Source organism: Erwinia sp. V90_4, from assembly GCF_029967685.1.
Lineage (GTDB): Bacteria > Pseudomonadota > Gammaproteobacteria > Enterobacterales > Enterobacteriaceae > Erwinia > Erwinia aphidicola.
This window is the reverse complement of sequence record NZ_JASCAQ010000068.1, coordinates 24,805-49,911: the sequence shown is the minus strand read 5'-3', so window position 1 is coordinate 49,911 and position 25,107 is coordinate 24,805. Positions and strand designations below refer to the sequence as shown.

Sequence of the window (25,107 nt, the reverse complement as noted above, 5' to 3'; positions counted from 1 at the left end):
ACCTGTGACCCCAGCATTATGAGTGCTGTGCTCTAACCAGCTGAGCTAAGTAGCCTAATTTTACTGCTTTACTGCTAATACATACTACCAAAAAAAATGGCTGGGGTACCTGGATTCGAACCAGGGAATGCCGGTATCAAAAACCGGTGCCTTACCGCTTGGCGATACCCCATCCGTGCAAACCGCGCTTGGAAATGGTGCGGGAGGCGAGACTTGAACTCGCACACCTTGCGGCGCCAGAACCTAAATCTGGTGCGTCTACCAATTTCGCCACTCCCGCGCAAAAAAGATGGTGGCTACTACGGGAATCGAACCTGTGACCCCAGCATTATGAGTGCTGTGCTCTAACCAGCTGAGCTAAGTAGCCATCTTTTTTCGCGTAACCTTCTGCGGCGTTGCGGGGCGCATTATGCGGAGTTGGTCCAAAAGCGTCAACAAGTTTTTTGCCGTTTTTTATCACAAGCGTGTTGTTTGCACGCCTTGTAACCATCATGCCGATAAAATCAACGAATTCTGATGCTAACAGACGCAACGGGTAAATAAAAACGGGCCTGAGCGGCCCGTTTTAGCTTTTTAATCCATGACTTATTAGTAAGCGGACTGGTGCACGCCTACGGCACGGCCAGACGGATCGTCCATGTTTTTGAACGCTTCGTCCCATTCAATCGCTTTAGCGGAAGAACAGGCCACTGACGGGCCACCCGGCACGCACTCTGCCGCGCTGGCCAGCGGGAACAGCTCTTCAAAGATTTCACGGTACAAATACGCCTCTTTCGAGTTCGGCGTGTTGTACGGGAAGCGGAAGTTCGCGGTTTGCAGCTGCTGATCGCTGACCTGCTCTTTTGCCACTTCTTTCAGGGTATCAATCCAGCTGTAGCCAACGCCGTCAGAGAACTGCTCTTTCTGGCGCCATGCCACGCTCTCCGGCAGGTAAGATTCGAAGCATTCGCGCAGGATGTGTTTTTCCATCTTGCCGTTGCTGCCGCACATTTTATCCTGCGGGTTGATGCGCATCGCGACATCAAGGAATTTCTTATCAAGGAACGGGACGCGGGCTTCAACGCCCCAGGCAGACATCGCCTTGTTAGCGCGCGCACAGTCAAACATATGCAGCGCGTGCAGCTTACGCACGTTCTCTTCGTGGAATTCCTGGGCGTTGGGTGCTTTGTGGAAGTAGAGGTAGCCACCAAATACTTCGTCAGCACCTTCACCGGACAGCACCATCTTAATGCCCATTGCTTTAATCTTGCGTGACATCAGGTACATCGGCGTGGAGGCGCGGATAGTGGTCACATCATAGGTTTCAATGTGATAAATCACATCGCGGATAGCATCCAGACCTTCCTGCACGGTGAAATGAATTTCGTGGTGCACGGTGCCGAGATGTTCCGCTACCGCTTTTGCCGCTTTCAGGTCGGGTGAACCTTCCAGACCGACCGCGAAGGAGTGCAGCTGTGGCCACCAGGCCTCGCTCTTATCCTGGTCTTCAATACGCTTGGCAGCAAAACGCTTGGTAACAGCCGAGATAATTGATGAGTCCAGACCGCCGGACAGCAGCACGCCATAAGGTACGTCTGACATCAGGTGACTTTTTACTGACTCTTCCAGCGCGCTTTTTAGTGCCGCGGCGTCCGTGACGTTGTTTTCGACCGCAGCGTAATCAAACCAGTCGCGCTGCCAGTAGCGGCGGATTTCACCGTCGGTGCTCGACAGGTAGCTGCCCGCCGGGAACTCTTTAATGCTGCGGCACACCGGCACCAGCGCTTTCATTTCTGAGGCAACATAGAGGTTGCCGTGCTCATCATTGCCCATATACAGCGGAATGATACCGATATGGTCACGACCGATCAGCCAGGTGTTTTTCACGCTGTCATACAGAATGAAAGCGAACATGCCTTCCAGGTCGTCGAGAAAGTCGATGCCCTTCTCCTGATACAGCGCGAGGATCACTTCGCAGTCAGACTCGGTCTGGAACTCATAGCGATCGCTCAGCTCAGCACGCAGCGCCTGATGGTTGTAGATTTCACCGTTTACCGCAAGAACATGGGTATGTGCTGCGTTGTACAGCGGCTGTGCGCCGTTGTTCACGTCAACGATCGACAGGCGCTCATGGACGAGGATCGCTTTATCATCAGCATAGACACCGGACCAGTCCGGGCCACGGTGACGCATCAGGCGGGAAAGCTCCAGCGCTTTCTTACGCAGTTCAACCGGATCGCTTTTCAGATCGAGTACACCAAAAATAGAACACATAAACAGCTCCCTAACGACTTACCTTGCGGTGGTGATATTGGTTTAAGCGACAGTTGCCGCGTGATGTATAAGAAAATGCGCTAACGCGGCAGGTGATGCAAGTAATTTAGGTAATAGGTGAAAAATAGACTGTTGACGTGCGTCAATCCTTAACGGATTTTCAGTTTATGGCTTTTTTTATTGTGGAATCGATAATAAACGTCGGAAAGTGGATGAAAACTATCCAGTAGGGCGGGGAGAGCCCGGTAAACCGGGCAGGGGATAACTAAATAATGTCGATGTCGGCCACAGAGGGGTAAACCCAGGTCGGACGGAACGGCATAGCGTCGATATCGCTAAGCGTTGAGACGCCGGAAAGTACCAGAATCGTTTCCAGCCCTGCCTGAAAACCGGCGAGGATATCGGTACGCAGATTATCGCCAACGATCACCGTCTCTTCCGAGTGCGCCTGCATCTTATTCAGCGCGGCGCGCATAATCCACGGGCTGGGTTTACCAACGTAAAATGGCTGGCGACCGGAGATCTTTTCAATACCCGCGCACAGTGCGCCGCAGGCCGGGGAGAAGCCGTGGCCGTGGCTGTCCGGGTTGGTGGCAATAAAGCGCGCGCCGTTCGCCACGAAAAAGGCCGCTTTATGCATCATGTCCCAGTTAAACGACCGGGTTTCGCCAACGATAACAAAGTCAGGATTAATGTCGGTAATGGTGAATCCGGCTTTATACAGCTCGTGGATAAGTGCGCCTTCACCGACCACATAGGCTTTTTTACCTTCCTGGCGCTTAAGGAAATCAGCGGTGGCCATGGCCGAGGTGTAGAACACGCTGTCCGGCAGTTCGATTCCGGCAGAGGCAAAGCGGTTCGACAGATCCATCGCCGTTTGCGAAGGGTAGTTGGTCAGCACCACCAGCGGCATATTGTTGCCAATAATACGCTGGAGAAATTCACGCGCACCCGGCACGGCGGTATTGTCGTGCATCAGTACGCCGTCGATATCGCAGATGACGTTCTTTATAGTCATTCGTTCGGAATCCATTTTCTATTAACCTTCCAGCAGACGTTGCAGCAGGATGCCATTCAGCATGGCGCGTTTCGCCAGGGCAAAGGCGCCAATAGCCGAGCGGTGATCAATTTCGGAACGGACCACCGGCAGATTTTTTCGGAATGCTTTCAACGCCTGAGTATTAATGCAGCCTTCAATGGCGGGCAGCAGCACTTTATCGGCTTCGGTAATTTCACCCGCAATCACAATTTTCTGTGGATTAAACAGATTGATGGCAATCGCAATCGCCTTGCCGAGATGGCGGCCCACGTGCTCAATCACTTCAGCGGCCAGCGCATCGCCGCGGTTTGCGGCCCGGCAGATCGGCTGAATATGACAATCGTCGAGGGTCAGGCTGCTTGGATAGCCCTGAGTCAGCAGGTGGCGCACGCGGTTTTCAATCGCGCTGTTGGCCGCGATCGTCTCCAGACAGCCAAAATTCCCGCAGTGGCAGCGCTCGCCGAGTGGGTCAACCTGGATATGCCCAATCTCGCCCACGTTGCCGTTGCTGCCAAGAAAAATATGCCCGTTAGCGATAATACCGGCCCCGGTTCCGCGATGTACACGCACCAGAATGGAGTCTGCGCAGTCGCGCGATGCGCCAAAATAGTGCTCTGCCAGCGCCAGGCTGCGAATATCGTGACCGACAAAGCTGGTAACGTTGAAGCGCTTTTCCATATTGGCAACCAGCGGCCAGTGGCTGACGCTGATATGCGGCATATAGCGGATAATGCCATTTTTAGGGTCAACCAGGCCGGGCAGGATCACTGAAATGGCAATCAGCTCGCGAAGCTTACGCTGGTGCTGCTCACTGAAATCGGCAATGGCGTTGAACAGGGCATTTTCCAGGGTTTCCTGGGTGCGTTCCGGTAGCGGGTAGTGCTCTTCCGCCAGCGATTTTCCGCTAAGGTCGAACAGGGTGACGGTGGCGTCATTGCGCCCAAGGCGCACGCCGATAGTATTGAAGCCGCGTGTTTCCGTAATGATAGAAATCGCCCGGCGGCCCCCGGTGGAGGCCTGCTGGTCGACTTCACGGATCAACCCGCGCTCAATGAGCTGGCGGGTGATCTTGGTGACGCTGGCGGGCGCGAGCTGACTGTGCTCGGCTATCTGAATGCGTGAGATAGGTCCTTGCTGATCGATCAGCCGGTAAACGGCTGCGCTATTAAGTTGTTTAACGAGATCAACATTTCCAATTTGAGCCTGGCCGCCGGTGGTCATTAAATCGCTACTCGCTTAAGACCTCGTTACCATTAACGATGGTCCGAATGATTTTGTAATCGCGGGTGAACACGGTCAGATTTGCCACTTTTCCGGCTTCAATTGAACCTAACTGGTTATCCACCCCCATTGCGCGGGCTGGGTAAAGTGTTGCCATTCTCAGCGTCTCATCGAGGGAGATGCCAACATGTTCAACGCTGTTCTCTACAGCTTCAATCATAGTTAGCGCAGAACCACTCAGAGTGCCGTTCTCATCAACACACAGCCCGTTGCGATAGTATATTGTTTTACCAGCAAAAATGAACCGATCAATACTGGCTCCGGCAGGGGCGGTAGCATCGGTCACCAGGATCAGCTTGTCGCCTTTGATCCGTTTAGCGTTACGAATGTTAGCGTAATGCACATGTAAACCGTCGGCGATCACGCCACACCATACATCTGGTGAATCAAACAGCGCACCAATCAGCCCCGGCTCGCGTCCGCTGGTGGCAGGCATGGCATTATACAGATGAGTAGCAAAGGTCACGCCTGCATCGATTCCGGCGGCAGCTTCCTCATAGGTCCCGTGCGAGTGTCCCGCAGAGATGACGATCCCGGCTGCGCGCAGCTGGCGGATTATTGCTGCATCCACTTTTTCCGGGGCAAGGGTGATTTTAGTAATCACATCGGCATTCGCGCAGAGAAAATCGACCAGCTCTTGGTCTGGCGCACGGATCAGGGCAGGGTCATGGGTGCCTTTTTTCAGCGGGTTGAGCCACGGCCCTTCCAGGTGCAGGCCCAGTGCCTGGTTGGCATTCTGCGCCAGATAAGCGCGCATCACTTCAACTGCGCGCTTCATTAATTCGTCGGTGCTGGTAATCAGGGTAGGCAGGAAACTGGTGCAGCCTGATTTTTCGTTGGCTTTCTGCATGATTTGCAGCGTTTCTACACTGATCGCCGCAATGTCATCGTTAAACTGCACGCCGCCACAGCCGTTGAGCTGCAGGTCGATAAATCCAGGGGCAATAATCGCACCAGCGACATCGCGAGTTTCGATGCCAGCGGGCAGATCTTCCAGCGGGCAGACTCGCTCGATCAGACCATCGGCAATGACAACAGCATGGTTATCGAGGATTTTGTGGCCGGTGAAAATGCGGCCCTGGGTCAACGCGTACATAATTTTTCTCCTGACTTTCCTGATAATTCCGGCTCTGCCCGGCGGTTATTGCACTCAGGCAGAGCCGTTCAGTGATGCGGGCATCACAGATCTTTAATATTTCCTGCTTCCATTTCGCGGAAATACTTCACGGTTTTGACTTTCAGTTCTGAGGTGGCGGGCTCATCACAGACCACGACTGCTTTGGCGTGCAGCTGCAGGCAGCTAATGGTCCACATGTGATTCACATTGCCTTCAACGGCGGCCTGCAGTGCCTGAGCTTTCACGTGGCCGGTCACCAGAATCATTACCTCTTCCGCGTCAAGCAGCGTACCCACGCCGACGGTCAGCGCATATTTTGGTACCTGATCAACATCCCCGCCGAAGAAACGTGAGTTGGCGATACGGGTATCGTGAGTCAGCGTTTTAATGCGGGTGCGTGAAGCCAGTGATGACGCCGGCTCATTGAAAGCGATATGACCGTCGTTACCGACACCGCCCATAAACAGGTGGATTTTGCCATAAGAACGGATCTTCTCCTCATACTGGCGACATTCTGCGTCAATATCCGGGGCATTGCCATTGAGAAGATTGATGTTTTCACTTGGAATATCAACATGATCAAAAAAGTTACGGTACATAAAGCTGTGGTAACTTTCCGGGTGCTCTTTTGGCAGGCCTACGTATTCGTCCATGTTGAAAGTGACAACGTGTTTAAAGCTAACCTGGCCCGCTTTATGCATATCGATTAAATGCTTATAGGCTTCAAGCGGCGTACCGCCCGTCGGCAGACCTAATACAAAAGGACGGTCGGCAGTCGGGTTAAAAGCGTTGATGCGGTTAACAATGTGGCGTGCGGCCCACTTGCCGACCTGAGTTGGCGTTGCCAGAGGAATCAGTCTCATGTTGCACCTCATTTTATGCAGAGTTGGAATGGGTTAAAAACGGTGCTCTGTAATGGCTCAGGGTAAGCGTAACGTGATTACCGCAGGAGAACAGAGGGATTTATCCGTTATGATTTTTCGAATCATAAAATAAGTTTGTGCCGATCGCCAGCTGCATGCTAAGAATAATGCGTTTTTTGGTGATTTTAGTCACAGATACGGTGCTTTAATTTGCGAAGCGAATTAATTTTTTTTTACACTTCGCCTCGTGGTGTGTAGTGTCATACAAATTCCAAAAAACCGTGTAAAAAAATCAAAGCGGTTTTTGGTGCTATATCGGGTCTCATAGGGGGAAATGGTGAATATTCTAGGCTTCTTTCAAAGATTAGGGCGGTCGTTACAGCTGCCGATTGCCGTGCTGCCAGTCGCAGCACTGATGCTGCGCTTCGGCCAGCCCGACTTACTCAACATGCCGTTTATTGCCCAGGCGGGTGGTGCGATTTTTGACAATCTCGCGCTGATCTTCGCTATCGGTGTGGCATCAACCTGGTCGAAAGATAACGCCGGTGCAGCTGCGCTGGCGGGTGCGGTGGGGTACTTTATCCTCACCAAAGCGATGGTCACCATTAACCCAACGGTCAATATGGGCGTGCTGGCGGGGATTATTACGGGTCTGGTTGCCGGTATGACTTACAACCGCTGGTCCGACATCAAACTGCCTGACTTCCTGAGCTTCTTTGGTGGTAAACGCTTTGTACCGATTGCCACCGGCTTCTTCTGTCTGGTGCTGGCCGCCATATTTGGTTACGTCTGGCCACCGGTGCAGGCGGGCATTCACGCAGGCGGTGAGTGGATCGTCTCTGAAGGCGCGTTAGGCGCCGGTATCTTCGGTTTCGTTAACCGTCTGCTGATCCCAACCGGTCTTCATCAGGTGCTGAATACCATTGCCTGGTTCCAGATTGGTGAGTTTACCAATGCGGCCGGTGCGGTATTCCACGGTGACATTAACCGCTTCTATGCGGGCGATGGCACGGCGGGCATGTTTATGTCTGGCTTCTTCCCTATCATGATGTTTGGTCTGCCGGGTGCCGCGCTGGCGATGTATCTGGCCGCGCCGAAAGAGCGTCGTCCAATGGTCGGTGGCATGCTGCTGTCCGTTGCGGTTACCGCCTTCCTGACCGGTGTCACCGAGCCGCTGGAATTCCTGTTCATGTTCCTGGCGCCGATGCTGTATCTGATCCACGCCCTGCTGACCGGTATCAGCCTGTTCGTTGCCACCACTCTGGGCATCCACGCGGGCTTCTCGTTCTCTGCCGGCGCTATCGACTACGTATTGATGTACAAACTGCCTGCGGCCAGTCAGAACGTCTGGATGCTGCTGGTGATGGGCGTTATCGCCTTCCTGGTTTACTTCGTGCTGTTCAGTGCGGTTATCCGCATGCTGAACCTGAAAACGCCGGGTCGTGAAGATGCGAGTGACCTGGTGGTGACCGACGAAGCGAATAGCAATACCGAAGAGGGGCTGGCCCAGCTGTCGCGTAGCTACATTGGTGCGATTGGCGGCTCCGAAAACCTGAACGTGATTGATGCCTGTATTACCCGTCTGCGCCTGTCGGTGAAAGATGCTTCCCTGGTTAATGACGCTCAGTGTAAGCGCCTTGGTGCTTCCGGTGTGGTGAAACTGAACAAGCAGACGATTCAGGTGATCGTCGGTGCCAAAGCCGAATCGATTGCTGAAGAGATGAAAAAGCAGATTGCTAAAGGCCCGGTGGCTGCGGCTTCTGCTGCCAGCGCAGCACCTGTGGCACCGGTTGCGGCTCCACAAGCCGTACCAAACGTGGCGAAAGGCATTATCGGCACGCTGGTTGCGCCGGTCAGCGGCAAAGTTGTCGCCATTGACCAGGTTCCGGATGAAGCCTTTGCCAGTAAAGCGGTAGGCGATGGCCTGGCGATTCTGCCAACCAGCAGCACCGTTGTATCCCCTGCTGCAGGCACCGTGGTGAAAATCTTCAATACTAACCATGCCTTCTGCCTGGAAACGGAAAAAGGGGTTGAAGTGGTGGTGCATATGGGGCTGGATACCGTGACGCTGGAAGGTAAAGGTTTCACCCGCCTGGTGGAAGAGGGCAGCCAGGTGGTCGCCGGTCAACCGGTGCTGGCAATGGACCTTGAGTTCCTCAATGCCAATGCCCGTTCGATGGTGAGCCCGGTCGTGGTCAGCAACATCGATGATTTCGCTGGCATCACGCTGCTGGCAGGCGAAACGGTGGTTGCCGGTGAGACCCGGTTATACGAAATTAATGGCTAAGCCACCCGGCTGAGGCTTGATTAAAAGGGCGGGAAGCGATTCCCGCCCTTTTTTTATGAGATTCCCGCAACAAACGGTTGTTTCGCCTCCCCGCTTTGTGGATCATACTCCGTTATTTGACAGCTAATTTATACTCGTCATTCTTCAAGTTGCAGCTGTGTTGGCTGCGTGTGTTCACCCCAGTCACTTACTTTGTAAGCTCCCGGGGATTCTCACACTTGCCGCCTTGCCGCAACTCGAATTATCTAGAGTAAATGCCATGCATTATTGAGGAAATTGAGATGAGTGAGGCTGAAGCCCGCCCAACTAACTTTATTCGTCAGATCATCGACGAAGATCTGGCGAACGGTAAGCATGCCACCGTGCATACCCGCTTCCCGCCTGAGCCGAACGGTTACCTGCATATTGGTCATGCAAAATCTATCTGCCTGAACTTTGGCATCGCGCAGGATTATCACGGGCAGTGCAATCTGCGTTTTGATGACACCAACCCGGTGAAAGAAGACCTGGAGTTTGTTGAGTCAATTAAACGTGACGTGAAGTGGCTTGGCTTTGAGTGGAGCGGCGAAGTACGCTACTCATCTGACTATTTCGAACAGCTGCACAACTATGCGGTTGAGCTGATCGGTAAAGGTCTGGCTTACGTTGACGAACTGTCACCTGAGCAGATCCGTGAATACCGAGGTAGCCTGACGGCGCCGGGTAAAAACAGCCCTTACCGCGACCGTAGCGTGGAAGAGAACCTTGAGCTGTTTGCCAAAATGCGCGCCGGTGGTTTTGCTGAAGGCACCGCCTGCCTGCGTGCAAAAATCGATATGGCGTCCAACTTTATCGTGATGCGCGACCCGGTTATCTACCGCATTAAATTCGCCGAGCACCATCAGACCGGCAATAAGTGGTGCATCTACCCGATGTACGATTTCACCCACTGCATCTCCGATGCGCTGGAAGGGATCACCCACTCGCTGTGTACGCTGGAGTTCCAGGACAACCGTCGCCTGTATGACTGGGTGCTGGACAACATCACCATCCCGGTGCATCCGCGTCAGTATGAGTTCTCACGCCTGAATCTTGAATACGCCATTATGTCCAAGCGTAAGCTCAACCTGCTGGTCACTGAGAAAGTGGTTGAGGGCTGGGATGACCCGCGCATGCTGACCGTGTCTGGCCTGCGCCGCCGCGGTTACAGCGCGGAATCAATTCGTGAGTTCTGCCGCCGTATTGGCGTGACCAAACAGGATAACAACGTGGAAATGGCCGCGCTGGAATCCTGTATTCGCGACGATCTCAACGAAAACGCGCCGCGTGCGATGGCCGTTCTTGACCCGGTAAAAGTGGTGATCGAAAACCTGCCTGCGCATCATGAAGAGATGATCAGCATGCCGAATCACCCGAGTAAGCCGGAGATGGGTACGCGCGAAGTGCCGTTCAGCCGTGAGATCTGGATCGATCGTGCTGACTTCCGTGAAGAAGCGAATAAGCAGTACAAGCGTCTGGTGATGGGCAAAGAAGTGCGCCTGCGTAATGCCTACGTGATCAAAGCTGAGCGCGTAGCCAAAGATGAAGAGGGCAACATTACCTGCCTGTTCTGCACCTGCGACGTGGATACCCTGAGCAAAGATCCGGCCGATGGTCGTAAAGTGAAAGGCGTGATCCACTGGGTGTCCGCAGTTCACGGCCTGCCTGCGGAGTTCCGCCTGTATGACCGTCTGTTCAGCGTGCCAAACCCGGGCGCAGCAGAAGATTTCCTGACCACCGTTAACCCGGAATCCCTGGTGATTCGTCACGGTTACGTCGAAGCGGGCATGCAGCAGGCTGAAGCTTCTGCACCTTACCAGTTCGAGCGTGAAGGTTACTTCTGTGCCGACAGCGTCTATTCCAGCGCCAGCAATCTGGTGTTTAACCGCACCGTTGGCCTGCGCGATACCTGGGCGAAAATGGGCGAATAAGCCGTAATCAGCTATATAAGAATAAGAGGGCGATGATTCGCCCTTTTTTTTCGTCCGCTGGATACCGCTATCAGCGACGTATCGACAATCTCACCTGAAGGATATTGCATGTCTGGATTAGCCGAACAAGCCAGCCGCAGCGTGATTGTGCTGCATGAACTGATCGCCGAAGTGTTTCACGGCGACGGCAGTAAAGTGCCCGAACTGCTCGCTCATTTTGCCCCCGAATTCACCATGGTCACTCCCGGTGGAAAAATGCTGGCGCTGGCAGACGTTGCCGCACTGTTTACCCGCCTGACTGGCGGACGTCAGGGCGTGGTGATTCGTATTGAGCAGTGCCAAATTATTTCGCAGTCAGATCAGGATGTGGTGATTCACTACCATGAGCTGCAGCAGCAGGGGGATGTGCATACTCATCGTATCTCGCTGGCGGTGATTGACTGTAGCGCAACCCCACCACGCTGGCGCTATTTGCAGGAAACGATGGTTGCCGACTAGTTACCGTACTAGTTCGCGAGTGTGATTTTGTGTAGACTATGCGGCATTAATGCCGTTTAGCCAGTGGAATATCCCGGCGCGTGCGTTTTGTTACCGTTTCTCGCTAAGGATTTGCCATGGCTCTGCCTGCTTCTGCTGCTCCGTTACCCTCCACGCTGTGGGGGACCTTAATCATCAGCGGCACCATTATCGGTGCCGGGATGTTCTCCCTGCCGGTGGTCATGTCGGGGGCGTGGTTCCTCTGGTCTTCACTGTTGCTGATCCTCACCTGGTTTTGCATGCTGCTTTCCGGGCTGCTCTATCTTGAGGCCAGCCTGCATTATCCGCCGGGCGCCAGCTTCGATACCGTTACGCGCGATCTGTTAGGGCGCGGCTGGAATCTGATTAACGGGCTGTCGGTGGTTTTTGTACTCGGTATTCTGACCTACGCCTATATCTCCGCCAGCGGGGCGATTATTCAGCACAGCCTGAGCCAGCTGAGTGTCGATCTCTCTGCCCGCACCGCCGGGCTGCTGTTTGCGCTGCTGGTGGCGCTGTTTATCTGGCTGGGCACGGCTGTGGTCAGCCGCATGACGCTGATATTTCTCGGCGCGAAGGTGATCACATTCCTGATGATTTTTGGCGGCTTGCTGTGGCACATCGAGCCGGTGAATCTGCTCGACAGCGCGGCGGAAGACGGCCACTACCTGCGTTATCTCTGGGCGGTAGTGCCGTTCTGCCTGGCCTCATTTGGCTACCACGGCAATATTGCCGGGCTGGTGAGTTACTACCGTAAAAACGCCGGGCGCGTCAGCCGCTGCCTGATCTACGGCACGCTGCTGGCGCTGGCAATTTACCTGGTGTGGATCGTCGGCACCATGGGCAATATTCCACGCCATGACTTTAAAGCGATTGCCGCACAGGGGGGGAATATCGATGTGCTGGTTGCGGCGTTGTCCGGCGTACTGCACAGTCAGTACCTGAATCTGCTGCTGGATATCTTCTCCAACTTTGCCGTGGCCTGCTCATTCCTCGGCGTCAGCCTTGGCTTTTTTGACTACCTTGCCGACCTGTTTAAGCTGGATAACTCTGCCACAGGGCGCCTGAAGACCACCGTGCTGACCTTTATTTTCCCGCTTACTGCCGCGCTGATCTGGCCCAACGGCTTTCTGCTGGCGATAGGTTATGCCGGGTTGGCTGCTACCCTTTGGGCGGTGATTACGCCCGCGCTGCTCGCCTGGCAGTCGCGCCGCCGCTTTGCCACCGCGGCCTGGCGGGTGAGGGGCGGCGTTGCGCCCATCGTACTGGTGCTCTGCTTTGGCGTGCTGAATGCCCTGGTATCACTGCTCTCATACGGTCACTGGCTGCCGGTATTCGGCGAATAGCAGGCATAAAAAAACCGCTGGCAGGCAGCGGTTTTTACACAATCATGGAGATTACTGGTCGTGCAGAGTCTCGTCTTCGCGGCAGTCGCCCAGAGCACAGTGACCGTAAAGATAGAGGCTGTGGTTGCTCAGTTTGATGCCGTGGCGCTTAGCGATTTCACGCTGGCGCTCCTCGATGTATTCATCACGAAACTCGATAACTTTACCGCAGTCCAGGCAGATCAGATGATCGTGATGGTGCTGCTGGGTCAGTTCGAAAACGGATTTACCGCCTTCAAAGTTATGGCGGGTAACGATCCCCGCGTCGTCAAACTGGTTCAGCACGCGGTAAACCGTGGCCAGACCAATTTCTTCGCCCATATCAATCAGGCGTTTGTACAAGTCTTCCGCACTGACGTGATGGCCCTCTGGTTCCTGAAGCACTTCCAGAATTTTCAGTCGGGGAAGCGTGACTTTCAGGCCGGCCTTCTTTAATGCGGTGTTATTGTCAGTCATGCGGATATTGTCCTGTTACTTTGCTAGTCACTTAGTGGCTGAAAAGCCATGAACATCGGTCGACGCTAAAGCTGAATGCGTCTCAGTATAGAGCTGATAGTTCGAAATGAAAACTAAAAGGGATGCCTGAACCGCTGAGGGATGTAAGGATTAATGTCGTTACATCCTGGGAAGCGCGCGCCCGAATTATGCTGGGTTAACATTTCGTTCTCCCTCATCTCATCACACTCGGTAAACCAAGTGTCGTCAAACAGTGTGACGGGCGCTGAGTAAGCGGGTAACCGATGGGGTTATTGTACAGTTTTGCAGGTGAAAGTTACAAACATGTATCTATTACTTCTATAGGAAAAACCACTGACTTGATGTGAGATAACTCCCACATCAAGCCGCTGTGGTTAGGCTTCGATGATCTCTTTCAGCTGAAGTTCATCAAAAATCTGTTTTACCCACTTTTCAACACGTTCGTTAGTGAGTTCTGGCTGGCGGTCTTCATCAATCGCCAGACCGAGGAAGTTGTTGTCATCTGCCAGGCCTTTAGAGGCTTCGAAGTGATAGCCTTCGGTCGGCCAGTGACCAACGATAATCGCCCCGTTCGGTTCAATGATGTCGCGAATAGTACCCATCGCATCACAGAAATATTCAGAGTAATCTTCCTGATCGCCGCAGCCAAACAGCGCGACCAGCTTACCGTTGAAGTCGATCTCTTCCAGCGTTGGGAAGAAGTCATCCCAGTCGCACTGGGCCTCACCGTAGTACCAGGTGGGAATGCCCAGCAGCAGAATATCAAAGGCTTCAAGGTCTTCTTTGCTGCTTTTGGCAATATCACGAACTTCTGCAACATCTTTACCCAGCAGTTTCTGGATCTGTTTTGCAATGTTTTCCGTATTGCCTGTATCGCTGCCGAAGAAAATGCCGACGAGTGCCATGAGTTTAATAACCTCTTGAATCTTAATGATATGGTGACTGCTGAATTTTTCGCAGATATCGCTAATGATAACAGACCGCCGGAAGCGGATAAACGTGTAATGCTGCTGGTTTTGTCGCTGAGTGCTTAAGCCAGGCGATCAGGATTGATGACGCTGCAGCTGTTCCAGCAGCATCTCTTCGATCAGTTCGCTGCGACTCATATTGCGCTCTTCTGCCAGCTGGTTCAGGGTATCAACCGCGTCGCTGTTCATTTTCAGCTCAACGCGCTTCAGGCCGCGCACTTTATCCCGCTTCAGCTGGTTGCGCTTGTTGATGCGTAGCTGCTCATCACGCGTTAGCGGATTCGTTTTAGGTCGTCCCGGGCGACGTTCATCTGCGAACAGATCGATCGTTGTGCGGTCCGTGTTCTCTTTTGCCATAGGGATAGTGATACTGAAAGGCTGAATTTCTGAAGACCAGGGTCGTTATGCCGCGTGAAGAATCAGCAGCGGCAAATTTTAGCGCGCCATCATACCCCAGCGAAAGTGATGACGACAATCATTTATACCCTTCATTCTTCAAGCCGCAGATGCGTTGGCTTCATCCATTATTCGGCCCATCCCTGGACCTCCCCCCTTCGGGAGCACTGTAGACAGCGTTCAAATCTGCTCCGGGCAGATTTGTCACCCCTGTCACAGAGCGATCTATGCTGCCGGGGACTCATGGCCTTGCCGCCTTTCTGCAGCTCGAATTATTTTGGCTATATCAACCCGAGGAAATAATTGTTTTTACAGCGCAAAAAATCGACGGATTGCGCGTAACACGGCATCAGGTTTTTCCGCATGTACCCAGTGGCCGGCTCCGGCTATCACATGCGCACGCGCCTGAGGGAACTGAGCTAGCAGGGCATCACGGTACTCATCCGCCAGATAAGCCGAGCGTTCGCCGCGGATAAACAGTGCCGGATGCGGGCAGGGGGCCAGAGGCTGCCAGCCAATAATCTGGTCGTAACACTCCCACAGCACCGGCACGTTGAAGCGCCAGTCACCTTCATGGAATGATTTCAACAGAAACTGGATCACGCCTTCTTCATCTATATGCAGGCGCATCAGCGCGGCGGCTTCGCTGCGCGTTTTAATTCCGGCCTGCGACACCGCTTGCAAGGCGGCAAAAATGTCGTCGTGATGGCGAGTGCTATAAGCCACGGGGGCGATATCGATGACCACGATCTCACCTACACGCTCGGGGGCCAGCGCGGCCAGCGCCATCGCGATCTTGCCACCCATGGAGTGGCCAATAAGGCTGAAGCGTTCAACCTTGAGTTCATCGAGCGTATCGAGAATATCCTGCGCCATCAGCGCATAGCTCATCTCATCAGCCCGCGGCGAAAGCCCATGATTGCGCACATCAATTTGAATCAGACGACGGTCATCTTTTAACCCCCGCGCCAGCACGCCAAGGTTATCCAGGCTGCCAAACAGACCGTGGATTAGCACCAGCGGAAGATCGTTTGATGCGGATTGTTCAGATTGCAGGCGGAAGTTTAAATTCATAGAGAAAGTTCTTACAGTTGATGTGAAGGCTTAGGGTATCATGGATCCCACAATTTCTGCCGCAGGCGCCATATGCGGTTACGATCTTTTTGCGGCATATTCCGACTTTTGCCCTGAAATGGGTCTGGCGCTACAACCCGGCAGGATTTAACTTTATAATCCTGATGTTAGAACTGGATCGGTTGAGCACGGGCGATCCCGACGATCGTTTTCGTCTCTGTGACCCGCGTTCTGACACAAGCACTAACCGTACTGGATAAAGATGAAAACGATAGAAGTCGACGAAGAGCTATACCGTTATATTGCCAGCCACACTCAGCATATTGGTGAAAGCGCATCGGATATTTTGCGCCGCATGTTGCAGTTCACTGCGGGTCAGACGGCTCCGGCTACAGCGGCAACATCCGCTGCAGCGGCGGGCAAAGAGCCAGCAGCGAACACGGCGGTGAAAACTGAAGCCCGTCCGCAGGATCGTGTGCGTGCGGTACGTGAACTGCTGCTTTCTGATGAGTATGCCGATCAGAAAAGAGCAGTGAACCGCTTTATGCTGGTTTTATCGACTTTATACAGTCTGGATGCCAAAGCGTTTGGCGCAGCGACAGAGTCTCTGCACGGTCGCACGCGCGTTTACTTCGCGGGCAATCAGCAAACGCTGGTAGAAAATGGCACCCATACCAAGCCGCAGCACGTTCCGGGCACGCCGTACTGGGTGATCACCAACACAAATACTGGCCGTAAACGCAGCATGGTTGAACACATAATGCAGTCGATGCAGTTCCCGACGGAACTGACTGAGAAAGTTTGCGGTACCCTCTAACTGAAGCGTCAGGGAGAAGCGCCAATGGCCAATCACCCCCGTGCCGGGCAACCCGCCCAGCAGAGCGATTTGATTAACGTTGCACAATTAACATCTCAGTATTATGTCCTGCAGCCTGAACTGGGCAATGCAGAGCATGCGGTGAAATTTGGCACCTCCGGCCATCGCGGTAGCGCGGGTCGTCACAGCTTCAACGAGAATCACATTCTGGCTATCGCGCAGGCGATTGCCGAAGAGCGTAAAAAGAACGGTATTACCGGCCCTTGCTACGTGGGTAAAGATACCCACGCGCTGTCTGAGCCCGCCATTATTTCCGTGCTGGAAGTGCTGGCTGCCAACGGGGTGGATGTGATTGTCCAGCAGGATAATGGCTACACGCCAACTCCGGCGATCTCCAATGCTATCCTTGAGCACAACAAATCTGGCGGCGCACAGGCGGACGGCATCGTCATCACGCCTTCGCACAATCCACCAGAAGATGGCGGCATCAAGTACAACCCGCCGAACGGTGGTCCGGCGGATACTAACGTCACCAAAGTGGTGGAAGATCGTGCCAATGCGCTGATCAAAGATGGCCTGAAAGGCGTGCAGCGCATGACGCTGGATCAGGCCTGGGCCAGCGGCCACCTGACGGAAAAAGATCTGATCCAGCCTTATATTGAAGGTCTGGCACAGATCGTTGATATTCCGGCGATCCAGAAAGCGGGTCTGAAAATTGGTGTGGATCCCCTTGGCGGTTCCGGTATCGCCTACTGGCAGCGTATTGCGGAGTTCTACAACCTCGATCTGACTATCGTAAACGATGCTGTCGACCAGACTTTCCGCTTTATGCATCTGGACCATGACGGCGTGATCCGTATGGACTGCTCGTCTGAATCTGCCATGGCGGGCCTGCTGGCGCTGCGTGACAAATTTGACCTGGCCTTTGCCAATGACCCGGACTACGACCGCCACGGTATCGTGACTCCGGCCGGTTTGATGAACCCGAACCACTATCTGGCGGTGGCGATTCAGTATCTGTTCCAGCATCGTCCGCAGTGGGGCAAAGACGTCGCCGTGGGTAAAACCCTGGTGTCGAGCGCGATGATTGACCGCGTGGTGGACGATCTGGGCCGCAAGCTGGTGGAAGTTCCGGTTGGCTTCAAGTGGTTTGTGGATGGCCTGTTCGACGGCAGCTTCGGTTTCGGTGGCGAAGAGAGTGCGGGAGCTTCCTTCCTGCGCTTCGACGGTACGCCGTGGTCGACTGACAAAGACGGCATCATCATGTGCCTGCTGGCGGCTGAAATCACGGCTGTGACCGGTAAGAACCCGCAGCAGCATTACGATGAGCTGGCGGCCCGTTTTGGCGCACCGAGCTATAACCGTATTCAGGCTCCGGCAACCTCCGCGCAGAAAGCCGCGCTGTCAAAACTGTCGCCTGAAATGGTCAGTGCCGACACGCTGGCGGGCGATCCGATCACTGCGCGTCTGACGGCGGCTCCGGGTAACGGTGCTTCCATCGGTGGCCTGAAGGTAATGACTAAAAACGGCTGGTTTGCCGCGCGCCCTTCGGGTACTGAAGACGCTTACAAGATCTACTGTGAAAGTTTCCTCGGCGCCGAGCATCGTGCGCTGATTGAAAAAGAAGCCGTGGAAATTGTCAGTGCGGTACTGAAAAACGCCTGATTGCTGACACGCTGAATAAGGGCTGCTCACGCTGTGAGTGGCCCTTTTTTTATTGCAGAATCACGGAATAAAGCGGTAGCCGACGCCGGTTTCCGTGATCAGATGCTGCGGCTGTGCCGGGTCGTGCTCCAGCTTCTGGCGCAGGTGGCCCATATAGATGCGCAGATAGTGGCTGTGCTCAACCGCATTGGGCCCCCAGACCTGAGTCAGCAGCTGGCGCTGAGTCATCACCTTGCCGGGATGATTAAGCAGGCTGACCAGCAGGCGAAATTCTATCGGCGTCAGATGCAGCTCTTCACCGTGACGGGTAACGCGACGGGTGGCGATATCCACGCTGACGCTGCCAAAATTGACCTGTGCGCTGAGGCTGTCACTGCTCTGGGCCGGACGGTGGCGGAGCGCCACGCGCACCCGCGCCATCAGTTCGCCCACGCCGAAAGGCTTGGTGAGGAAATCATCGGCTCCGGCATCCAGCGCCGCGATTTTATCCTGCTCATCGCTGCGGGCGGAGAGCACGATAACCGGCATGCTGCTCCACTGGCGGATCTCACGGATAAACTGGCTGCCATCACCGTCCGGCAGCCCGAGATCGAGGATCGTCAGCTCCGGCTTGCGCGTTGCTGCTTCAATCAGACCGCGGCTCAGCGTGTCTGCATCAACGACACGAAAACCTTCCCCCTCCAGCGCCAGGCGCAGAAAACGGCGGATCTCTTTTTCATCTTCCACAATCAGAATGGTGACCACATTGCCTCTGCTGCATAACCGCGTAATAGAAGCTAATTTAGCAAAAAGTAGACAGAGCGTCTGTGATAGTTCGCAATCACCTGAGGGGTTAACAGAGTCGCTTTAATCATGCTATTCACGCTACGAATTTAACAATTATGTAACTAAGTTTCAGTCAGACTGAATTAAATGGCTTTTTTTTCGCCAAAAGTGGTCTGATCAGTAGTAAAATTACACCAGAAGCGCTACTATTTTAGTCAGATTACACACAGCATCTTTTCAACAATTATTCAGGAGGACGTATGAGTCTTTATCACAACTATTCACCCACACGGATTTTCATGCGTCGTGCCGCCGTCGTGGTTTGCGGCGTGCTGGCCCTGCCGGTGATGTTATTCCGTGGCGATCGCGCACGTTTCTATAGCTATCTGCATCGCGTATGGGTTAAAACCAGCGACCAGCCGGTCTGGCTGGCGCAGTCAGAAGCCGCAGGGTGTGAATTCCTGTAACTTTTGGGGTTGACCGACCGGTAGCGGGCCGACCTATTTCCAGTCGACCCTCCTATACGAATAGTTTCCCGCCCATTGGCGGGATTTTTTTTGCCTGTCGTCGGGCTTTTTCCGCTACACTAAAAGTTGTACATGGCTTTAGAGGTTGTATAACTATGGGCGAAAAAATTCCGGTGGGTATCAGTGCCTGTTTACTGGGCGAAAAAGTGCGCTTCGATGGCGGTCATAAACGCAATGCTTTTGCTGCCGAGCAGCTGGCACCGTTTATACGTTATGAGCCCGCCTGTCCTGAAATGGCGATTGGCCTGCCAACACCACGCCCGGCACTGCGCCTGACAGAGGAGGAGGGCGGAGAAGTCTCCCTGCGCTTCAGTAACGGCCAGGCGGATCCGGTCACCGAAGCGATGAAGGCATTCTCTGCCGAAAAAGTGCAACGTCTGCGCCACCTTTGCGGCTATATCGTTTGCGCTAAATCTCCCAGCTGCGGGATGGAGCGGGTACGCGTCTATCAGCCTGATAACAATAACAACCGTAAAGAAGGCACGGGACTATTTACCCGCGAGCTGATGGCACAGATGCCGTGGCTGCCGGTGGAAGAAGATGGTCGCCTGCACGATCCCAATCTGCGTGAGAATTTTGTGGCGCGGGTGTATGCCCTGCACGAGTTTAACCAGCTGTGGAGCAGTGGCCTGACGCGCGCCAAACTGATGGCCTTTCATACCCGTTACAAGCTGCTGCTGCTGTCTCATTCACAGCCTGCCTACCGCCAGATTGGCCCGTTCGTCGCCAAAATGGACCAGTGGGAATCGCTGGAAGAATTTGCACTGGAGTATCGTCAGCGCCTGATGGACCTGATGAAGCATGAGGCTACGCGCAGCAATCACACCAACGTATTGATGCACGTTCAGGGCTACTTCCGCCGGGAGCTGACTTCAGCCCAGCGCCAGGAGCTGGCTAACCTGATCGACCACTATCGCCAGGGCCTGCAGCCGCTGCTGGCCCCGATAACCCTGCTTAAACACTATATGGCGGAATACCCGCACCCGTGGCTGGCCGAACAGCGCTACTTTGCGCCTTATCCGGAAGCACTGCGCCTGCGGTATGGACAATAATTTCAGGGAGCATTATGACAACTCATCTGGTCTGGTTGCGCAATGACCTGCGCATCAACGACAACCATGCGCTGTACGCCGCCTGTCGTTCTGACAATGCACGGGTTATTGCCCTGTTCATCGCCACGCCCGGGCAGTGGCAGTCACACCATATGGCACCGAAGCAGGCGGAGTTTATCTGGCAAAGCCTGCAGGAACTCCAGCAGTCGCTGGCGGCAAAAGGTATCCCACTGCATCTTGAGCAGTGCGCCGACTTCGACGCCTCCGTTCCGCTGCTGCGGCAGTTTTGTCAGGAACACCAGGTTGACCGCCTGTTCTACAACTATCAGTACGAGGTGAATGAGCGCCAGCGTGATGCTGCGGTAGAACGTACGCTATTGGAAGACGAGGTGACGGTACAGGGCTTCGACGACAGTCTGCTGCTGCCGCCAGGCAGCGTGCTGACCGGCAGCCGCGAGATGTACAAAGTTTTCACGCCTTTCAGTAAAGCCTTTGTGAAGCGGCTACAGGAAGGATTGCCCGAATGTCTGCCAGCGCCGGCCTGTCGTGCGGAAGGTGCGGTGAACCCCCACCGGCTGAAAGCGTTTGACTATCCGCGCGAGGATATCAACAGCGCGCTGTTTCCCCCCGGAGAGAAGGCCGCCATCGCCCGGCTGCGCGAATTCTGCCAGACTCCGGTGACCCACTATCAGGCGCAGCGTGATATCCCGGCGCTTGACGGCACCAGCCGCCTGTCGGCTTATCTCGCGACCGGGGTGCTGTCACCCCGCCAGTGCCTGCATCGCCTGCTAAAGCAGCATCCGCGCGGGCTGGAAGACGGCAAAGTGTTTGTCTGGCTTAACGAGCTTATCTGGCGCGAGTTCTACCGCCATCTGCTGGTGGCTTACCCGTCGCTGTGCCGTCATCAGCCGTTTACCCGCTGGACGCGCGGCGTCAAATGGCGCGACGATGCCGAGGGGCTGAAGGCGTGGCAGCAGGGAAAAACCGGCTACCCCATTGTTGATGCTGCGATGCGCCAGCTTAATACGCTGGGCTGGATGCATAACCGCCTGCGCATGATTACCGCCAGTTTCCTGGTGAAAGATCTGCTGATCGACTGGCGGGTGGGCGAGCAATATTTTATGTCGCAGCTGATTGATGGTGATCTGGCCGCTAACAATGGCGGCTGGCAGTGGGCAGCGTCTACCGGTACCGATGCCGCACCTTATTTTCGCATTTTTAACCCCACTACTCAGGGTGAGCGCTTCGATGAAAGCGGTGAGTTTATTCGCCACTGGCTGCCGGAACTGCGCGATGTGCCGGAGAAATATATCCACCAGCCGCAGGAGTGGGCAAAGAAAAATCAGCAAACCCTCGATTATCCGCAGCCGATCGTGGAACATAAACAGGCACGCCTGCAAACCCTGGCCGCTTTTGAAGCGGCACGCAAACAGACGGACTGATTATGCTGAATACTGAACTGGAACGGCTGGTTAACCAGCTGCTCAACACTGAGAATTTCAAAGATTACGCCCCCAACGGATTACAGGTTGAAGGGCGGGGCGAAATTAAAAAAGTGGTGACCGGCGTAACTGCCTGCCAGGCACTGCTCGACGAGGCGGTGCGCTTAGATGCCGATGCCGTGCTGGTGCATCACGGTTATTTCTGGAAGAGCGAAGCCCCGGCGATCAAGGGCATGAAGCGCCAGCGTCTGAAAACGCTGCTGGCCAACGATATCAACCTGTTTGGCTGGCATTTGCCGCTGGATGGTCACCCCGAGCTGGGGAATAACGCGCTGCTGGCGAAGATGTTCGATATCGACGTCAAAGGTGAGATCGCGCTGCTGCTGCCGTGGGGAGAGCTGAAAACGCCGTTAAGCGGCGAGCAGCTGGCGCAGCGCATTGCTCAGGTATTAGGCCGTGAGCCGCTGCACTGCGGGGATAATGCACCGGCACTGATTAAGCGCGTCGCCTGGTGCAGCGGCGGCGGTCAGGGCTACATTGATGACGCCGCGGCGTTTGGCGTCGATGCCTTTATCAGCGGAGAAGTCTCTGAGCAGACCATCCACAGCGCGCGCGAGCAGGGGCTGCATTTCTTCGCCGCCGGGCATCATGCCACAGAGCGCTGCGGTATTCAGGCGCTGGGCGACTGGCTGGCGCAGCATCATGGTCTGGATGTCACCTTCGTCGATATTTTCAACCCTGCCTGATCCTCTTTGTCACTGCCAATGACCTTCAGCGCGCAGCATTAAGGCCGCGCTGGAGGTTGACAGCCACGCGACAATTCCGCATAACTACCTGTCATAATTGATATTAAGTATCACTTTTTCCTATTTGTCAGGAGGCAGCTTTTGCAACGAGCACGTTGTTACCTGCTGGGCGAACGCGCAGTGGTGCTGGAGTTAGAACCTCCGGTCTCCCTTGCCAGCCAGCAGCGTATCTGGGGGCTGACACAACGCCTGCAGGACCGTCCGGAAGTAGCGGAAATCGTCCCCGGGATGAACAATATCACCGTGATGTTAAGCAACCCGCAGCAGAGCGCGCTGGACGCGATCGAATGGCTGCAGCAGTGGTGGGAAACCAGCGATGCGCTGGAGCTGGAGTCGCGCCTGATAGAGATCCCGGTGGTCTACGGGGGCAAGCTGGGGCCGGACCTCGACGAAGTGGCTCATCACAGCGGGCTGAGCGCCAGCCAGGTGGTGGCCTGCCACGCATCAGTGGATTACGTGGTCTATTTCATCGGCTTCCAGCCTGGCTTCCCGTATCTGGGCGGACTGGATGAGCGCCTGCATACCCCGCGCCGCGCCGAACCGCGCGTGCAGGTACCAAAGGGTTCTGTCGGCATTGGCGGCAGCCAGACCGGTATCTATCCGGTCGTCGCCCCCGGTGGCTGGCAGCTGATTGGGCAGACGCAGACGGCACTGTTTGCCCCGGACCAGCATCCTCCGGTGCTGCTGCGCCCTGGCGACCGCGTGCGCTTTGTGCCGCAGAAGGAGGGCGTATGCTGAAAATTATTCGTGCCGGAATGAGCAGCAGTATCCAGGACGCGGGCCGTATCGGCTGGCGGCAATATGGTATTAGTCTGAGTGGCGTACTTGACCACCCGGCGATGCAGACTGCCAATATGCTGGTGGGAAATGCGCCCGACAGCGCGGTGCTGGAAATTACCCTCGGGCAGTTTTGTGCCGAGTTCCAGCGCGACGGCTGGATTGGCCTCGCGGGTGCAGGCTGCCAGGCCCAGCTTGATGGCGAACCCGTCTGGACGGGCTGGCGCACCGCGGTGAAAAAGGGCCAGCGCCTGACGTTGAGTATGCCGCAGCGCGGAATGCGCAGCTATCTGGCGGTCAATGGCGGTTATGCGGTTGAGCAGCGGCTCGACTCAGCCAGCACCGATCTGAAAGCCGGATTCGGCGGCTTTAACGGGCGTCAGCTACAGGATGGTGACAGCCTGCCGCTGGGCGAGCCAACCTGCGACTTCAGCCAGCCCGCAGGCGTACGACAGCTGCTGTGGGGGAATCGGGTGCGGGCGATGCCCGGCCCGGAATATCATGAGTTCAGCGCAGACAGTCAGGAAGCCTTCTGGCGCAGCGCGTGGCGGCTTAATCCACAGAGTAACCGCATGGGCTACCGTTTTCAGGGGCGCAAACTGACGCGCAACGTCGGCCGCGACCTGCTCTCCCACGGGCTGATCCCAGGGGTGATTCAGGTGCCGCCGAACGGTCAGCCGATCGTGCTGCTGGCCGATGCGCAGACCACCGGCGGCTATCCGCGCATTGCCTGCGTGATTGAAGCCGATCTCTACCACCTGGCGCAGCTGCGGCTCGGCGAGCCGATTCACTTCGTCTACTGCACGCTGCAGGAAGCGCTGCAGGCGAAGCGTGAACAGCAGCGCTCACTGGAACAAATGGCCTGGGGGCTTGCCAATGAAAGTCGATCTTAATGCCGATCTCGGCGAAGGGTGTGAAAACGACCGCGCCTTATTGCAGCTGGTCTCCTCGGCAAATATCGCCTGTGGCTTCCACGCGGGCGATGCGGAAACCATGCTGCAATCCGTGCGCTGGGCGCTGGAGTTTGGCGTGGCTATCGGCGCGCATCCCAGCTTCCCGGACCGGGAAAACTTTGGCCGTACCGCCATGCAGCTGCCGCCGGAAACCGTCTATGCCCAGGTGCTGTATCAGGTCGGGGCGCTGAAGGCGCTGACCGAGAGTGAAGGTGGCAAGCTGGTCCACGTCAAGCCACACGGCATGCTGTATAACCAGGCCGCACGCGACCCCCAGCTGGCCGATGCGATTGCGCGGGCGGTGAAGGCGGTTGATCCGGCGCTGGTGCTGGTCGGGCTGGCGGGCAGCGAGTCGATTCGCGCCGCCGAACGTCACGGCTTAACCCCCCGCCAGGAGGTGTTTGCCGATCGCGGCTATATGGCGGATGGTTCGCTGGTGCCGCGTAGTCAGCCCGGTGCGCTGGTGGAAAGTGACGAGCAGGCGATAAGCCAGACGCTGACCATGGTTCAGAAAGGTCAGGTGAAAAGCCTGAGCGGCGAGTGGGTGAAGGTGCAGGCCGACAGCGTTTGCCTGCATGGCGATGGCGCGCACGCGCTGGCGTTTGCCCGCGAGCTGCGTCAGGCATTTAGCCAGCAGAATATCGACGTGACCAGCCGCTAATCGTCGGCGAATTTTCATTCTGCCCCGTCCACCGCGT

At 55.4% G+C, this 25,107-nt stretch carries 23 protein-coding genes and 3 tRNA genes; 13 read left to right on the top strand and 13 right to left on the bottom strand.

From position 1 onward, the window contains the following. Positions 1-97: 97 nt before the first annotated feature. The 8 genes from QLG07_RS22460 to nagB all read right to left on the bottom strand — a co-directional run bounded on the left by QLG07_RS22460 (position 98) and on the right by nagB (position 6,553). A tRNA-Gln gene (locus tag QLG07_RS22460) sits at positions 98-172 on the bottom strand. Between the two features lie 23 nt (positions 173-195). After that, a tRNA-Leu gene (locus QLG07_RS22455) sits at positions 196-280 on the bottom strand. A gap of 10 nt (positions 281-290) precedes the next feature. After that, positions 291-367: transfer RNA gene (locus QLG07_RS22450), tRNA-Met, on the bottom strand. Between the two features lie 221 nt (positions 368-588). Further along, the gene (asnB, locus tag QLG07_RS22445; RefSeq protein ID WP_048916756.1) at positions 589-2,253 is read right to left on the bottom strand and encodes an asparagine synthase B; all 1,665 of its coding nucleotides are present in this window, start codon (positions 2,251-2,253) and stop codon (positions 589-591) included. Positions 2,254-2,518: 265 nt separating this feature from the next. Further along, positions 2,519-3,271, bottom strand: coding sequence for an HAD-IIA family hydrolase (locus QLG07_RS22440; protein ID WP_062818349.1), 753 nt, complete (start codon positions 3,269-3,271; stop codon positions 2,519-2,521). A 21-nt stretch (positions 3,272-3,292) separates the two neighbouring features. Next, positions 3,293-4,513 carry an N-acetylglucosamine repressor gene (locus QLG07_RS22435; RefSeq protein ID WP_048916754.1) on the bottom strand — a complete coding sequence of 407 codons (1,221 nt, stop codon included), beginning with the start codon at positions 4,511-4,513 and terminating at the stop codon, positions 3,293-3,295. A 7-nt stretch (positions 4,514-4,520) separates the two neighbouring features. Next, positions 4,521-5,669 carry an N-acetylglucosamine-6-phosphate deacetylase gene (gene nagA, locus QLG07_RS22430; protein WP_282470184.1) on the bottom strand — a complete coding sequence of 383 codons (1,149 nt, stop codon included), beginning with the start codon at positions 5,667-5,669 and terminating at the stop codon, positions 4,521-4,523. Between the two features lie 83 nt (positions 5,670-5,752). After that, positions 5,753-6,553 (bottom strand): glucosamine-6-phosphate deaminase, encoded by an 801-nt coding sequence (gene nagB, locus QLG07_RS22425; protein WP_048916752.1) that lies wholly within the window; start codon positions 6,551-6,553, stop codon positions 5,753-5,755. Positions 6,554-6,890: 337 nt separating this feature from the next. Between nagB and nagE the strand changes: the two genes are divergently transcribed. From nagE to mtr, 4 genes are all read left to right on the top strand, one after another. Next, positions 6,891-8,840, top strand: a complete 1,950-nt coding sequence (gene nagE / locus QLG07_RS22420; protein ID WP_282470185.1) for a PTS N-acetyl glucosamine transporter subunit IIABC — start codon at positions 6,891-6,893, stop codon at positions 8,838-8,840. Between the two features lie 281 nt (positions 8,841-9,121). Further along, positions 9,122-10,789: a glutamine--tRNA ligase gene (gene glnS, locus QLG07_RS22415; protein WP_048916751.1), complete on the top strand. Its 1,668-nt coding sequence runs from the start codon at positions 9,122-9,124 to the stop codon at positions 10,787-10,789. Between the two features lie 108 nt (positions 10,790-10,897). Further along, positions 10,898-11,287, top strand: a complete 390-nt coding sequence (locus tag QLG07_RS22410) for a hypothetical protein (RefSeq protein ID WP_099753580.1) — start codon at positions 10,898-10,900, stop codon at positions 11,285-11,287. A 116-nt stretch (positions 11,288-11,403) separates the two neighbouring features. Further along, a complete protein-coding gene (mtr, locus tag QLG07_RS22405; RefSeq protein ID WP_048916749.1) occupies positions 11,404-12,651 on the top strand; it encodes a tryptophan permease in 1,248 nt (415 codons plus the stop codon). Between the two features lie 51 nt (positions 12,652-12,702). Here mtr and fur read toward each other — a convergent pair whose 3' ends face one another. The 4 genes from fur to ybfF form a co-directional block, all read right to left on the bottom strand. Next, positions 12,703-13,146 carry a ferric iron uptake transcriptional regulator gene (gene fur, locus QLG07_RS22400; protein ID WP_048916748.1) on the bottom strand — a complete coding sequence of 148 codons (444 nt, stop codon included), beginning with the start codon at positions 13,144-13,146 and terminating at the stop codon, positions 12,703-12,705. Positions 13,147-13,541: 395 nt separating this feature from the next. Then, complete coding sequence (gene fldA, locus QLG07_RS22395; RefSeq protein WP_048916747.1) at positions 13,542-14,072, bottom strand: flavodoxin FldA; 531 nt, start codon at positions 14,070-14,072, stop codon at positions 13,542-13,544. A 138-nt stretch (positions 14,073-14,210) separates the two neighbouring features. Beyond that, the gene (gene ybfE, locus QLG07_RS22390; protein WP_048916746.1) at positions 14,211-14,492 is read right to left on the bottom strand and encodes a LexA regulated protein; all 282 of its coding nucleotides are present in this window, start codon (positions 14,490-14,492) and stop codon (positions 14,211-14,213) included. Positions 14,493-14,840: 348 nt separating this feature from the next. Next, positions 14,841-15,605 carry an esterase gene (gene ybfF / locus QLG07_RS22385; protein WP_133624172.1) on the bottom strand — a complete coding sequence of 255 codons (765 nt, stop codon included), beginning with the start codon at positions 15,603-15,605 and terminating at the stop codon, positions 14,841-14,843. Between the two features lie 262 nt (positions 15,606-15,867). Here ybfF and seqA point away from each other — a divergent pair, with 262 nt between their 5' ends. Next, positions 15,868-16,422: a replication initiation negative regulator SeqA gene (gene seqA, locus QLG07_RS22380; protein ID WP_282470183.1), complete on the top strand. Its 555-nt coding sequence runs from the start codon at positions 15,868-15,870 to the stop codon at positions 16,420-16,422. Between the two features lie 24 nt (positions 16,423-16,446). Further along, on the top strand, positions 16,447-18,087 hold the full coding sequence (gene pgm / locus QLG07_RS22375; protein ID WP_048916743.1) for a phosphoglucomutase (alpha-D-glucose-1,6-bisphosphate-dependent): 1,641 nt from the start codon (positions 16,447-16,449) through the stop codon (positions 18,085-18,087). A 60-nt stretch (positions 18,088-18,147) separates the two neighbouring features. Here the strand turns inward: pgm and kdpE are convergent, their stop codons facing one another. Further along, the gene (gene kdpE / locus QLG07_RS22370; RefSeq protein WP_099753583.1) at positions 18,148-18,831 is read right to left on the bottom strand and encodes a two-component system response regulator KdpE; all 684 of its coding nucleotides are present in this window, start codon (positions 18,829-18,831) and stop codon (positions 18,148-18,150) included. Between the two features lie 281 nt (positions 18,832-19,112). Here kdpE and QLG07_RS22365 point away from each other — a divergent pair, with 281 nt between their 5' ends. The 7 genes from QLG07_RS22365 to pxpA all read left to right on the top strand — a co-directional run bounded on the left by QLG07_RS22365 (position 19,113) and on the right by pxpA (position 25,070). Continuing rightward, entirely contained in the window at positions 19,113-19,319 is a 207-nt protein-coding gene (locus QLG07_RS22365) for a YbfA family protein (protein ID WP_048916741.1), read from the top strand. A gap of 155 nt (positions 19,320-19,474) precedes the next feature. Then, entirely contained in the window at positions 19,475-20,431 is a 957-nt protein-coding gene (locus QLG07_RS22360) for a DUF523 and DUF1722 domain-containing protein (RefSeq protein ID WP_282470182.1), read from the top strand. Between the two features lie 14 nt (positions 20,432-20,445). Then, positions 20,446-21,873 (top strand): deoxyribodipyrimidine photo-lyase, encoded by a 1,428-nt coding sequence (phrB, locus tag QLG07_RS22355; RefSeq protein WP_282470181.1) that lies wholly within the window; start codon positions 20,446-20,448, stop codon positions 21,871-21,873. A 2-nt stretch (positions 21,874-21,875) separates the two neighbouring features. After that, entirely contained in the window at positions 21,876-22,619 is a 744-nt protein-coding gene (locus QLG07_RS22350; protein ID WP_048916738.1) for a type 2 GTP cyclohydrolase I, read from the top strand. Positions 22,620-22,760: 141 nt separating this feature from the next. Next, positions 22,761-23,417 carry a 5-oxoprolinase subunit PxpB gene (gene pxpB, locus QLG07_RS22345; protein WP_048916737.1) on the top strand — a complete coding sequence of 219 codons (657 nt, stop codon included), beginning with the start codon at positions 22,761-22,763 and terminating at the stop codon, positions 23,415-23,417. Beyond that, positions 23,411-24,349: a 5-oxoprolinase subunit PxpC gene (pxpC, locus tag QLG07_RS22340; protein ID WP_048916736.1), complete on the top strand. Its 939-nt coding sequence runs from the start codon at positions 23,411-23,413 to the stop codon at positions 24,347-24,349. Before pxpB ends, pxpC begins: the two co-directional genes overlap by 7 nt. Continuing rightward, a complete protein-coding gene (gene pxpA / locus QLG07_RS22335) occupies positions 24,333-25,070 on the top strand; it encodes a 5-oxoprolinase subunit PxpA (RefSeq protein WP_282470180.1) in 738 nt (245 codons plus the stop codon). The genes pxpC and pxpA overlap by 17 nt, the downstream gene beginning before the upstream one ends. Positions 25,071-25,107: the final 37 nt, after the last annotated feature.